We start from the raw sequence: 12,778 nt of genomic DNA, 5'->3' as shown, positions 1-12,778 counted from the left end.
AGAAGGGCGCTTAACTTTTCCCGCACGAAAATGAAGCAATCTGTTTTAGGGTGGCCGCTAACCCAGGGCTAATTCTGTTTTTATCCTCTAAATCCAGCATAACAGACTGCTTTATTGCTGAAATGGCCATCATTGATGCCAGTGATTTATCCTGTTGAGGGCGGGAGTTTCTGAATGTGTCAGTTGCTTTACAGAAGAAAACTCCTGTTTAATAACCTGAAAATTAACGCCTTATGACTAATAATCGCCGCATGCTTTGGTAACGCTTTATTTTTTCAGCGTTTTATCAGCAGCCCAGCGGCAGAAAAACAGCAATCACAACAGATGGGGTAGTTCGGATGAAAATCAGTAAAGGTAGCGCGTTCCTGGCGGGTTGTGTGGCCCTGGCGCTGAGCCACGCAGCGGTAGCAAAAGACATTAAAGTAGCCATTGTTGGCGCAATGTCTGGCCCGGTAGCGCAGTATGGCGACATGGAGTTCACCGGTGCTAAGCAGGCGATCGCCGATATCAATGCTAAAGGCGGCGTAAACGGCGACAAACTGGTCGGCGTGGAATACGACGATGCCTGCGATCCAAAACAGGCGGTAGCCGTAGCCAACAAAGTGATCAATGACGGTATCCGTTACGTGATCGGCCACCTCTGCTCCTCTTCTACCCAGCCCGCTTCCGACATTTATGAAGACGAAGGCGTGCTGATGATTACCCCCGCGGCGACCAACGCTGACCTGACCACGCGGGGCTACAAGATGATCATGCGCACCACCGGCCTCGATTCCGATCAGGGACCTACGGCGGCAAAATATATCCTGAGCGAAATCAAACCTCAGCGCATCGCGGTGATCCATGACAAGCAGCAGTACGGTGAAGGCCTGGCGCGTTCCGTGCAGGACAGCCTGAAAAAGTCCGGCGGCAACGTGGTGATGTTTGAAGGTATCACCGCTGGCGATAAAGACTTCTCGACGCTGGTGGCGCGCCTGAAGAAAGAGAACGTCGATTTTGTATACTTCGGCGGTTACTACCCTGAAATGGGTCAGATCCTGCGCCAGGCGCGCGCCGCTGGCCTGAAAACCCAGTTCATGGGACCAGAAGGCGTGGGCAACTCCTCACTTTCTAACATTGCTGGCGCCGCTTCAGAAGGTATGCTGGTGACGCTGCCGAAGCGCTACGATCAGGTCCCGGCCAACAAACCGATTGTCGACGCGCTGAAGGCTAAAAAACTGGATTCTACCGGACCGTTCGTCTGGACCACCTACGCCGCTCTTCAGGCGCTGACTACCGGCATGGAGCGCAGCAAAAGCGCCGAGCCAGAAGATATCGCGAAAAACCTGAAAGAGGGCGCGCCGGTGCCAACGGTGATGGGCGACCTGAGCTGGGATGCCAAAGGCGACCTGAAAGGCTTTGAGTTCGGCATCTTCAAATGGCACGCGGACGGTTCTTCTACCACGGTGAAATAAACCAGTCATACTAACCCGACGGTACAGCACCGTGCGGATCGGTATGGCAGCGGTGAAGGCGACGCACCGTCGCCGGTAACAGCAAACGTCCGGTGATGCATCCCGGACGTTTTTTTCATTCTCTCCGCCGTTGCGGAAAGAAGTAAGGTATCAAGGTATGTCCGAGCAGTTTCTTTATTTCCTGCAGCAAATGTTCAACGGCGTGACGTTGGGCAGCACCTATGCGCTAATCGCCATCGGCTACACCATGGTGTACGGCATTATCGGCATGATCAACTTCGCCCACGGCGAGGTCTATATGATCGGCAGCTACGTCTCCTTTATCGTGATTGCGGCCCTGATGATGATGGGGATTGACGTCAGCTGGATGCTGATCGGCGCCGGATTTATCGTCGCCATCGTGATTGCCAGCGCCTACGGCTGGAGCATTGAGCGCGTGGCCTATAAGCCAGTGCGTTCGTCAAAGCGTCTGATTGCGCTGATCTCCGCCATTGGCATGTCGATCTTCCTGCAAAACTACGTCAGCCTGACGCAGGGCTCCCGCGATCTCGCGCTGCCCAGCCTGATTAGCGGCCAGTGGACGTTGGGCGAGAGCAACGGCTTTGCCGCCACCATCTCTACCATGCAGGTGGTGATCTGGGCTGTGACCTTCCTGTCGATGCTGGCGCTGACGCTGTTTATCCGCTATTCCCGCATGGGGCGCGCCTGCCGCGCCTGTGCTGAAGACCTGAAAATGGCCAGCCTGCTGGGCATTAACACCGACCGGGTAATTTCTCTGACCTTTGTGATTGGCGCGGCGATGGCCGCCGTTGCGGGCGTGCTGCTCGGCCAGTTCTACGGGGTGATTAACCCTTACATTGGCTTTATGGCTGGCATGAAGGCGTTTACCGCCGCGGTGCTGGGCGGTATCGGCAGCATTCCCGGCGCGATGCTTGGCGGGCTGATTCTGGGTATCGCCGAGGCGCTGACCTCCGCTTATCTCAGTACGGAATACAAAGACGTGGTCTCCTTTGCGCTGCTGATTGTGGTGCTGCTGGTGATGCCAACCGGTATCCTTGGTCGCCCGGAGGTTGAGAAAGTATGAAACAGCTCAACCTGCTTAACGCCATTACTTCCGCGCTGATGCTGGTGGTGCTGGCGGCGTTCTTTATGGGAATGCGGCTGAACCTCGACGGCACGCATCTGGTGGTCAATAACGCTGGCAGCGTTCGCTGGAACTGGATTGCCGCAGGCGCGGTAATTGTGTTTCTTTTCCAGCTGCTGCGTCCTGTGGTGCAGAAAGGCCTGAAAAAAGTCTCCGGTCCTGCCATGGTGCTGCCGGGCATTGATGGCTCAACGCCAAAGCAGAAGCTGCTGTTGCTGCTGATGGTGATCGCCGCCGTGGCCTGGCCGTTCCTCGTCTCGCGCGGCACCGTGGATATCGCCACGCTGACGCTGATCTACGTGATGCTCGGCCTGGGCCTGAACGTGGTGGTGGGGCTTTCCGGCCTGCTGGTGCTGGGCTACGGTGGATTCTACGCCATCGGCGCCTATACCTTCGCGCTGCTGAACCACTATTACGGCATGAGCTTCTGGCAGTGCCTGCCGCTGGCCGGGCTGGTGGCGGCCGCGTTTGGCCTGCTGCTCGGCTTCCCGGTTCTGCGCCTGCGCGGAGACTATCTGGCGATTGTGACGCTGGGCTTCGGTGAGATCGTGCGTATTCTGCTGCTGAACAACACCGACATTACCGGGGGGCCGAACGGCATCAGCCAGATCCCAAAACCTACACTGTTTGGCCTGGAGTTCGGCCGTACGGTGCGCGAGGGGGGTTGGGATACTTTCCATAACTTCTTCGGTCTGAAGTACGACCCCAGCGATCGCATCATCTTCCTGTATATGGTGGCGCTGCTGCTGGTGGTGATCACGCTGTTTGTGATTAATCGCCTGCTGAGAATGCCGCTGGGCCGTGCCTGGGAGGCGCTGCGTGAGGACGAAATCGCCTGTCGTTCGCTGGGGCTTAGCCCGACGCGCATCAAGCTGACGGCGTTTACTATCAGTGCGGCCTTTGCTGGCTTTGCCGGCAGTCTGTTTGCCGCGCGCCAGGGGTTTGTCAGCCCGGAATCGTTTACCTTTGCCGAGTCGGCCTTTGTGCTGGCGATTGTGGTGCTGGGCGGGATGGGATCGCAGTTTGCGGTTATCCTCGCCGCCGTGCTGCTGGTGGTATCCCGCGAGCTGATGCGCGACCTGAATGAGTACAGTATGCTGGTGCTGGGTGGCCTGATGGTTCTGATGATGATCTGGCGTCCACAGGGACTGCTGCCGATGAAGCGACCGCACCTGAAGCTGAAGAGTGTGGAAAAAGGAGAGCAGCCATGAGTCAGCCTCTGTTAGCCGTGAACGGTCTGATGATGCGCTTTGGCGGCCTGCTCGCCGTGAATAACGTGGCGCTGGAGCTGAGGGAGCAGGAGATCGTCTCGTTAATCGGGCCGAACGGCGCCGGGAAAACCACGGTGTTTAACTGCCTGACCGGTTTCTACCGACCGACCGGCGGTAGCATTACCCTACGGGATCGACAGCTTGCTGGCCTGCCGGGGCAGAAAATCGCCCGGATGGGCATTGTCAGGACGTTCCAGCATGTGCGCCTGTTCCGCGAAATGACGGTGATTGAAAACCTGCTGGTGGCGCAACATCAGCATCTGAAAAGCGGGGTCTTTGCTGGCCTGCTGAAAACGCCTGCCTTCCGCCGGGCGGAGAGCGACGCGCTCGATCGCGCCGCGCTGTGGCTCGACCGCGTGGGGCTGCTATCCCTTGCTAACCGTCAGGCGGGGAATCTGGCCTACGGCCAGCAGCGCCGTCTGGAAATCGCCCGCTGTATGGTTACCCGTCCGGAAATCCTGATGCTGGATGAGCCCGCTGCGGGGTTGAACCCAAGAGAAACCCACGAGCTTGACGAACTGATTGCAGAGCTGCGTGGTGAACATAACGTCTCGGTACTGCTGATTGAACACGATATGAAACTGGTAATGGGCATTTCTGACCGCATTTACGTGGTCAATCAGGGAACGCCGCTGGCGAACGGCACGCCGGAAGAGATCCGTAACAACCCGGACGTGATCCGCGCTTATCTGGGAGAAGCCTGATATGAATCCGATGCTCTCTCTGGAAAACGTCAGCGCGCACTACGGTAAAATTCAGGCGCTGCACGGCATCAACCTGCACATCAATCAGGGCGAAATTGTCACGCTGATTGGCGCCAACGGCGCGGGCAAAACCACGATTCTCGGTACGCTGTGCGGCGAGCCGCGCGCCACCCAGGGAACGATTACCTTCGACGGTAAAGCGATCACCGACTGGCCGACGGCACGCATCATGCGCGAGGCGATTGCGATTGTCCCGGAAGGGCGGCGCGTGTTTTCGCGCATGACGGTGGAAGAGAACCTGGCGATGGGCGGATTTTTTGCCGAGCGTCAGCAGTATCAGACCCGGATAAAATGGGTCTATGAGCTGTTTCCTCGCCTGTATGAACGTCGGGTGCAGCGGGCCGGGACCATGTCCGGCGGCGAGCAGCAGATGCTGGCGATTGGCCGCGCGCTGATGAGCCAGCCGCGCCTGCTGCTGCTGGATGAACCTTCGCTGGGGCTGGCGCCAATTATCATTCAGCAGATTTTCGAAACCATCGAACAGCTGCGCCAGGAAGGAATGACCATCTTCCTCGTTGAGCAGAATGCGAATCAGGCGTTGAAGCTGGCCGATCGGGGTTACGTGCTGGAAAACGGCCACGTAGTGCTGGAGGATTCCGGCGACGCGCTGCTGGCTAACGAAGCGGTGCGCAGCGCCTATCTCGGCGGCTAGCTGTGCAATCCCTTTTATTCCGCTGATTCAGGCGGCTAAAACGGCTTAAGCAAGGGGAGTACAAACCTTTCGCCGGATCGTCATCAATGACGATCCGGCACCTTTATGAACGGTCTGACGCCCTTTATTCGTCCAGTATTACGCGTTAATTTCTCGTCATTTCCCTGTCATATCCCGGTCATATTGCCGTTATCTTTCCGTCATTTTTCCATGTCATGTTACCTCCCGAACAATAAAAATGCGCGATACCGCGCGAATGACACCGGGCACAGGAAACCGATATGACATCGTTCTCATTTCGTAAAACCGCACTTTGCGTCGTACTGGGACTGACCTTCAGCGGTCACGCACTGGCCGTCACCGAGATCCCTTTCTGGCACTCTATGGAAGGCGAACTGGGTGTGGAAGTGGATTCACTGGCCAAGCGCTTTAATGAATCACACCCTGATTACAAAATCGTGCCGACCTATAAAGGCAACTACGAGCAGAGCCTCGCCGCCGGTATCGCCGCCGTGCGCTCCGGTAAAGCGCCGGCTATTTTACAGGTTTACGAAGTGGGGACGGCAACCATGATGGCGTCAAAAGCTATCGTGCCGGTCTACGATGTGTTCAAAAACGCGGGCATAGCGTTTGATGAAAAACAGTTCGTGCCGACCGTGGCCGGTTACTACAGCGATGCTAACGGCCACCTGATTTCTCAGCCGTTCAATAGCTCAACCCCGGTGCTGTATTACAACAAAGACGCCTTTAAAAAGGCCGGCCTGAACCCGGACGAGCCGCCTAAGACCTGGCAGGATCTGGAGAAAGACGCCGCCGCGCTACGTAAAGCGGGCATGAGCTGCGGCTATGCCAGCGGCTGGCAGGGCTGGATTCAGATTGAAAACTTTAGCGCCTGGCACGGTTTGCCGGTAGCGACGAAGAACAACGGCTTTGACGGCACCGACGCGAAGCTGGAATTCAACCAGCCGACTCAGGTTCGCCATATCCAGATGCTGGAAGAGATGAATAAGAAAGGTGAATTCACCTACTACGGCCGTAAAGATGAGTCCACCGCCAAGTTCTACAACGGCGACTGTGGCATCACCACCGCGTCTTCCGGCTCGCTGGCGGATATTCGGCATTACGCCAAATTCAACTACGGCGTGGGCATGATGCCTTACGACGCCACCGTCCCGAACGCGCCGCAGAACGCCATCATCGGCGGAGCAAGCCTGTGGGTCATGAAGGGCAAAGATGCCAGCACCTATAAAGGCGTGGCCGAGTTTATGCAGTACCTCGCCCAGCCGGACATCGCCGCGGAATGGCATCAGAAAACGGGCTACCTGCCTATTACCACCGCCGCCTATGAGCTGACCCGCAAACAGGGCTTCTATGACCAGAACCTGGGAGCGGACACCGCGACTCGCCAGATGCTGAATAAGCCGCCGTTACCGTTCACCAAAGGTATGCGCCTGGGCAACATGCCGCAGATTCGCACCATTGTTGACGAAGAGCTGGAAGGCGTCTGGACCGGGAAAAAAACGCCGCAGGCCGCGCTGGATAATGCCGTCTCACGCGGCAATGAGCTGCTGCGCCGCTTTGAGCAGACGGTTAAGCAGTAGTCCGGTTGACTAACCCTTCCACCCGTCGCTGGGGGAAGGGTTGCCGCTTTTAGCGGAATGTGTTTTCAGCTTTACCTGTGGTGTTCATCGCTGAAAACCCGCCGTTCACCTCTTTCAGAGCGACCCTATGTCTTCTTCCCGTCCCGTTTTCCGCTCGCGCTGGCTGCCTTATATGCTGGTGCTGCCGCAGCTGCTGATTACCCTTGTCTTCTTCCTCTGGCCCGCCGGGGAAGCGCTGTGGTATTCGGTGCAAAGCGTCGATCCCTTTGGCCTCTCCAGCACTTTTGTTGGCATGGCGAACTTCAGGAGACTGATCGGCGACGAGTACTATCTCGATTCGTTTGTGACCACCATGATTTTCAGCGGGCTGGTGACGGTTATCGGGCTGGTCGTTTCGCTCTTTTTTGCCGCGCTGGTGGACTACGTTATCCGCCTGAAGCGCTTCTACCAGACGCTGTTTTTGCTGCCCTACGCGGTGGCTCCCGCCGTGGCGGCGGTGCTGTGGATGTTCCTGTTCAGCCCCGGCCTGGGGCTGATTACCCACTTCCTGCGGCAGATAGGCTACGACTGGAACCACGCGCAGAACAGCGGCCAGGCGATGTTTTTAGTAGTGCTGGCCTCGATCTGGCAGCAGATGAGCTATAACTTCCTGTTTTTCTATGCCGCGCTGCAATCTATTCCTAAATCGCTGACCGAGGCCGCCGCCATTGACGGCGCTGGCCCGGTGCGGCGCTTTTTCCAGCTCTCGCTACCGCTTATCGCGCCAGTGGGCTTCTTTCTGATGGTGGTGAACCTGGTTTATGCGTTCTTCGACACCTTCCCGGTGATTGATGCCGCGACCGGCGGCGGTCCGGTGCAGTCCACCACCACGCTGATTTATAAGATCTACCGCGAAGGTTTCGCCGGACTCGACCTCTCTTCATCGTCCGCACAGTCGGTAGTGCTGATGGTGCTGGTGATTATCCTGACGGTGATCCAGTTCCGCTACGTCGAGAAAAAGGTGCGCTACCAATGATTGAGAACCGACGCGGACTGACTATTTTCAGTCACACCTTGCTGGGGTTGGGGATACTGACCGTCCTGTTTCCCCTCTATGTTGCCTTTGTGGCCGCCACGCTGAGCAACCACGAGGTATTTCAGGTGCCGATGACGCTAATCCCCGGTCGCCATCTGTTGGATAACGTCGCCAACATCTGGCAGCACGGCGTGGCGCAGAACAGCGCGCCGTTTGGCGTGATGCTGATGAACAGCGCGATTATGGCGCTGAGCATTACCGCTGGCAAAATCGCGGTGTCGATCCTGTCGGCCTTTGCGCTGGTCTGGTTCCGCTTTCCGCTGCGCTCGCTGTTTTTCTGGATGATTTTCATCACCCTGATGCTGCCGGTTGAGGTGAGGATCTTTCCTACGGTTGAGGTGATTTCAAACCTGAACATGCTCGACAGCTACAGCGGGCTGACGCTGCCGCTGATGGCCTCGGCCACCGCAACCTTCCTGTTCCGCCAGTTCTTTATGACCCTGCCAGACGAACTGATCGAGGCGGCGCGTATTGATGGCGCCAGCCCGATGCGCTTCTTCTGGGACATAGTATTGCCGCTGTCGAAAACTAACCTGGCGGCGCTGTTCGTCATCACCTTTATTTACGGCTGGAACCAGTACATGTGGCCGCTGCTGATCGTCAGCGAGGCCGATCTGGGCACCGCCGTAGCCGGTATTCGCAGCATGATTGGTAACGGCGATGGCTCGACCCAGTGGAACCTGGTGATGACGGCGATGTTACTGACCATGATCCCTCCGATTGTGATTGTTTTAGTGATGCAGCGCGCGTTCGTTCGCGGGCTGGTTGAGAGCGAGAAATAACCGATGGCAGGCGTAAAACTACAGGCCGTTACCAAATCTTACGACGGTAAAAACCAGATTATCCAGCCGCTTGACGTGGCGATCCGCGACGGCGAGTTTATGGTTATGGTCGGCCCCTCAGGCTGCGGTAAGTCGACGCTGCTGCGCATGGTTGCCGGGCTGGAGCAGGTGACCAGCGGGGATATTTATATCGACAGCCAGCGCGTTACGAACCTTGAGCCGAAGGATCGCGGCATCGCGATGGTGTTCCAGAACTACGCGCTCTATCCGCATATGAGCGTCGAGCAGAACATGGCCTATGGTCTGAAAATTCGCGGCATGGGCAAAGAGCACATCCGCGAGAAAGTACTGGAAGCGGCAAGAAGCCTGGAGCTGGAAGCGCTGCTCCAGCGCCGTCCGCGTGAGCTTTCGGGCGGCCAGCGTCAGCGCGTGGCGATGGGCAGAGCCATCGTTCGCGAACCCTCGGTGTTTCTGTTCGATGAGCCGTTATCAAACCTGGACGCGCGCCTGCGGGTGCAGATGCGCCTGGAACTCCAGCAGCTTCACCGCCGCCTGAACACCACCAGCCTGTATGTCACCCACGACCAGGTGGAAGCGATGACGCTGGCGCAGCGGGTAATGGTGATGAATAAAGGCGTGCTGGAGCAGCTGGGCACGCCGGTAGAGGTGTATGAGCGCCCGGCCACGCGCTTTGTCGCCAGCTTTATTGGCGCGCCGTCAATGAACCTGCTGGAAGGCGAGATGAACGACGACGGCACCCGCCTGGCGCTCTCCGGCAGCGTGGCGATCCCGCTGGCTGAAGCTAAAGCGCGCTGGTCCGGAAGGCGGTTGACGCTGGGTATTCGCCCGGAGCATATTAAGCTCTCTTCAGCACAGGCGGGCGGATTACCGCTGGTGGTGGAGACGCTGGAAATGCTCGGCGCGGATAACCTGGCGCACGGTAACCTGGGCGGCAGCAGCGTTGTGGTTCGCCTGCCGCACACTGAGCGCCCGGAAGCTGGCAGCACGCTGTGGCTGCATCTGCCGACGGAATCGCTACACTTCTTTGACACCCATAACGGACAACGGCTCGAATGATGAACAACGCCTGGCCCTACCCGACGATTGTCGCCCATCGCGGCGGCGGCAAACTGGCCCCGGAAAACACCCTCGCTGGCATTGATGTGGCGGCAAACCTGGGTCACAAGATGATTGAGTTTGACGTCAAGCTGTCGCAGGACGGCGAGATTTTCCTGCTGCACGACGACACGCTGGACCGAACCAGTAACGGCTGGGGAATTGCCGGTCAGCTGCCGTGGGAGAAGCTGGTGCAGCTGGACGCAGGCGGCTGGTACGGCAAAGATTTTGCTAACGAGCGGCTGCCGCTGCTCTCGCAGGTTGCCCGGCGCTGCGCGGATTACCAGATGATGGCGAACATTGAGATCAAACCGACCGGTGGACTGGAAGGGGAAACCGGCCGCGTTGTGGCGCTGGCCGCGCGCGATCTCTGGTCAGGACAAACGGTCCCGCTGCTCTCTTCATTCTCATATGCCGCGCTGGAAGCGGCTAAAGCGGCTGCGCCCGAACTGCCTCGCGGTCTGCTGCTGCATGAATGGCATGAAGACTGGCGGGAGCTGACCGAAGGGTTGGGATGCGTGTCAATCCACTTCAACCACAAAGTGCTGAACCCACAGCGCGTGGCGCAGCTTAAGGAGGCCGGGCTGCGAATTCTGGTGTATACGGTGAACAGCCCCGAACGGGCCAAAGAACTGTTGAAGTGGGGCGTCGATGCCATCTGTACGGACGCCATCGACACCCTTGGCGCGGATTTTAGCGAGCGCTAGTTGGTGTTCTGCTGTACCGGCGGCTGGGTGGTGCCCGGCTGCGATTGCAGCACGCGCTGAGAGGCGCTGTCTCGCTGCTCCTCCACCTTACGCTGCAAGTCCTGGCTCTGACGCTGCTGATCCTGCTGGAGCTTCAGTTTCTGCTGGGACTGCTGCGTCTGCATCTGCTGCTGCACGCGCTGGGTGCTGGGGTTATAGCCCGGCTGATTCGGCTGGCTGCTGTTGTTCAGGCGATTGCTGTTGTTCAACATATTTGCCATGCCGCTAAGCGGCAGCAGAGCGGCAAAAATAATTAACCATTTCATAAACTGTCCTCCTTGTTTCCTGCCTGAAGTTTACCTCAATGGCGCTATATCAGCTCCAGGAGTTCCCTGAATTTCAAGCCCGGCTAGCCTTTTCTCTTATTTCGTACACACTTAACAGCGGTAAACAAACGTAAATAAGACTAACAAGAGGTGAAGATGACCGGACAGGGTAAGTTAACGCGGTTAGCAGGGCCGCTGATGATTGGACTATTGCTCTGGCAGGGCGCGAACGCGGCCCCCACGGCCCCAGCGGTTTCCTATGGCGTGGATGCCGATACCTTTCATCCCGTAGAAGAGCTGCATGGGATGGTCTCGTCAGTGGATGCCACGGCAACCCAGGTCGGCGTGGAGATCCTCAGGCAGGGCGGCAACGCGGTTGATGCGGCCGTCGCCGTGGGCTACGCGCTGGCGGTTACGCATCCGCAGGCGGGGAATCTTGGCGGCGGCGGCTTTATGATGCTGCGTACCGCTTCGGGCCACACTACGGCTATCGACTTCCGTGAAATGGCGCCGACCCGAGCCAGCCGCAATATGTTTCTCGACGCGCAGGGCAACGCCGACAGCAAAAAGTCGCTGACCTCTCATCTGGCCTCCGGGGTGCCTGGCACCGTTGCGGGCTTTGCGCTGGCGAACAAAGAGTACGGCACTCTGCCGCTCAGCCGCCTGATCCAGCCCGCTATCAGGTTGGCGAGTAAAGGCATTGTGGTTAACGAGGCGCTGGCTGACGATCTTAAGGTTTACGGTAAAGAGGTGCTGATTAACCATCCCAACAGCAAAGCCATATTCTACCGGCAGGATGGGAAGCCCTGGGCGCGCGGTGAAACGCTGGTGCAGCGTAACCTGGCTCACAGTCTGGAGCTGATTGCCCGGCAGGGACCAGACGCGTTCTACAAAGGCGAAATCGCCACGCAAATCGAGCGCGAGATGGCGGCCAACGGCGGTCTGATCGACAAGACCGACCTGGCTAAATACCGGGCGATAGAGCGCAAGCCGATTAGCGGCACCTATCGCGGTTATGAAGTCTTTTCGATGCCGCCTCCTTCCTCCGGCGGGATCCACATCGTGCAGATCCTGAATATCCTTGAAAACTTTGACCTGGCGAAAATGGGCTTCGGCAGCGCGGATGCCATGCAGGTTATCGCGGAAGCGGAAAAATATGCTTACGCGGATCGTTCCGAATACCTGGGCGATCCCGATTTTGTGAAGGTGCCCTGGCAGGCGCTGACCAGCAAGGCTTATGCAAAATCGCTGGCGCAGCAGATTGATATTAATAAGGCGAGGCCTTCCACGGAAATCAAGCCAGGCAAGCTTGCTCCCTATGAAAGCAACCAGACCACGCATTTCTCGGTGGTGGACAAGCAGGGCAATGCGGTGGCCGTCACCTACACGCTGAATACCTATTTCGGCAGCGGTATCGTGGCGGGCAACAGCGGCATCCTGATGAATAATGAGATGGATGATTTCTCCGCCAAGCCGGGTACGCCAAATGTCTACGGACTGGTCGGCGGCGAGGCCAATGCCGTGGGGCCTTACAAGCGTCCGCTGTCGTCAATGTCGCCCACCATCGTGGCGAAAGACGGCAAAACCTGGCTGGTGACCGGCAGCCCCGGCGGCAGCCGCATTATCACTACCGTGCTGCAAATGGTGGTGAACAGCATCGATTATGGGATGAACGTTGCGGAAGCGACCAACGTCCCGCGCTTCCATCATCAGTGGCTGCCTGACCAGCTGCGGGTGGAGAAGGGCTTCAGTCCTGATACCCTCAGGCTGCTGACAGCCAAAGGTCAGCATGTGAAGGTGCTGCCCTCAATGGGCAGCACCCAGAGCATTATGATTGGGCCTGACGGCACGCTGTATGGCGCTTCCGATCCTCGCTCCGTTGATGATTTGACGGCGGGATACTAACC

At 57.9% G+C, this 12,778-nt stretch carries 12 protein-coding genes; 11 read left to right on the top strand and 1 reads right to left on the bottom strand.

Annotated features, from left to right (window positions below; translation table 11 throughout):
- Positions 1-338 precede the first annotated feature (338 nt).
- The 10 genes from NG99_RS17560 to ugpQ all read left to right on the top strand — a co-directional run bounded on the left by NG99_RS17560 (position 339) and on the right by ugpQ (position 10,566).
- On the top strand, positions 339-1,454 hold the full coding sequence (locus NG99_RS17560; RefSeq protein WP_034895690.1) for a branched-chain amino acid ABC transporter substrate-binding protein: 1,116 nt from the start codon (positions 339-341) through the stop codon (positions 1,452-1,454).
- A gap of 157 nt (positions 1,455-1,611) precedes the next feature.
- Positions 1,612-2,538 (top strand): high-affinity branched-chain amino acid ABC transporter permease LivH, encoded by a 927-nt coding sequence (gene livH, locus NG99_RS17555; RefSeq protein WP_034895689.1) that lies wholly within the window; start codon positions 1,612-1,614, stop codon positions 2,536-2,538.
- On the top strand, positions 2,535-3,809 hold the full coding sequence (locus NG99_RS17550; RefSeq protein WP_034895686.1) for a high-affinity branched-chain amino acid ABC transporter permease LivM: 1,275 nt from the start codon (positions 2,535-2,537) through the stop codon (positions 3,807-3,809). The genes livH and NG99_RS17550 overlap by 4 nt, the downstream gene beginning before the upstream one ends.
- Entirely contained in the window at positions 3,806-4,573 is a 768-nt protein-coding gene (gene livG / locus NG99_RS17545; RefSeq protein ID WP_034895683.1) for a high-affinity branched-chain amino acid ABC transporter ATP-binding protein LivG, read from the top strand. The genes NG99_RS17550 and livG overlap by 4 nt, the downstream gene beginning before the upstream one ends.
- 1 nt (position 4,574) lies before the next feature.
- Positions 4,575-5,285, top strand: coding sequence for a high-affinity branched-chain amino acid ABC transporter ATP-binding protein LivF (livF, locus tag NG99_RS17540; RefSeq protein ID WP_408606415.1), 711 nt, complete (start codon positions 4,575-4,577; stop codon positions 5,283-5,285).
- A gap of 281 nt (positions 5,286-5,566) precedes the next feature.
- Entirely contained in the window at positions 5,567-6,886 is a 1,320-nt protein-coding gene (gene ugpB / locus NG99_RS17535; RefSeq protein WP_034895680.1) for a sn-glycerol-3-phosphate ABC transporter substrate-binding protein UgpB, read from the top strand.
- A 127-nt stretch (positions 6,887-7,013) separates the two neighbouring features.
- Positions 7,014-7,901 (top strand): sn-glycerol-3-phosphate ABC transporter permease UgpA, encoded by an 888-nt coding sequence (gene ugpA / locus NG99_RS17530; RefSeq protein WP_034895677.1) that lies wholly within the window; start codon positions 7,014-7,016, stop codon positions 7,899-7,901.
- Positions 7,898-8,743, top strand: a complete 846-nt coding sequence (ugpE, locus tag NG99_RS17525; protein WP_034895675.1) for a sn-glycerol-3-phosphate ABC transporter permease UgpE — start codon at positions 7,898-7,900, stop codon at positions 8,741-8,743. Before ugpA ends, ugpE begins: the two co-directional genes overlap by 4 nt.
- Before the next feature lie 3 nt (positions 8,744-8,746).
- Positions 8,747-9,820, top strand: coding sequence for a sn-glycerol-3-phosphate import ATP-binding protein UgpC (locus tag NG99_RS17520; protein ID WP_034895673.1), 1,074 nt, complete (start codon positions 8,747-8,749; stop codon positions 9,818-9,820).
- The gene (ugpQ, locus tag NG99_RS17515) at positions 9,817-10,566 is read left to right on the top strand and encodes a glycerophosphodiester phosphodiesterase (protein ID WP_034895671.1); all 750 of its coding nucleotides are present in this window, start codon (positions 9,817-9,819) and stop codon (positions 10,564-10,566) included. The genes NG99_RS17520 and ugpQ overlap by 4 nt, the downstream gene beginning before the upstream one ends.
- On the opposite strand, the gene NG99_RS17510 is transcribed toward ugpQ, so the two are convergent.
- A complete protein-coding gene (locus NG99_RS17510) occupies positions 10,563-10,871 on the bottom strand; it encodes a DUF2756 domain-containing protein (protein WP_034895669.1) in 309 nt (102 codons plus the stop codon). The genes ugpQ and NG99_RS17510 overlap by 4 nt on opposite strands.
- Positions 10,872-11,027: 156 nt before the next feature.
- Between NG99_RS17510 and ggt the strand changes: the two genes are divergently transcribed.
- On the top strand, positions 11,028-12,776 hold the full coding sequence (ggt, locus tag NG99_RS17505; RefSeq protein WP_034895667.1) for a gamma-glutamyltransferase: 1,749 nt from the start codon (positions 11,028-11,030) through the stop codon (positions 12,774-12,776).
- Positions 12,777-12,778 lie beyond the last annotated feature (2 nt).

The sequence above is a fragment of the Erwinia typographi genome, from assembly GCF_000773975.1.
GTDB lineage: Bacteria > Pseudomonadota > Gammaproteobacteria > Enterobacterales > Enterobacteriaceae > Erwinia > Erwinia typographi.
Note: the sequence above shows the minus strand (reverse complement) of the source record. Positions and strands in the feature narration are given on the sequence as shown.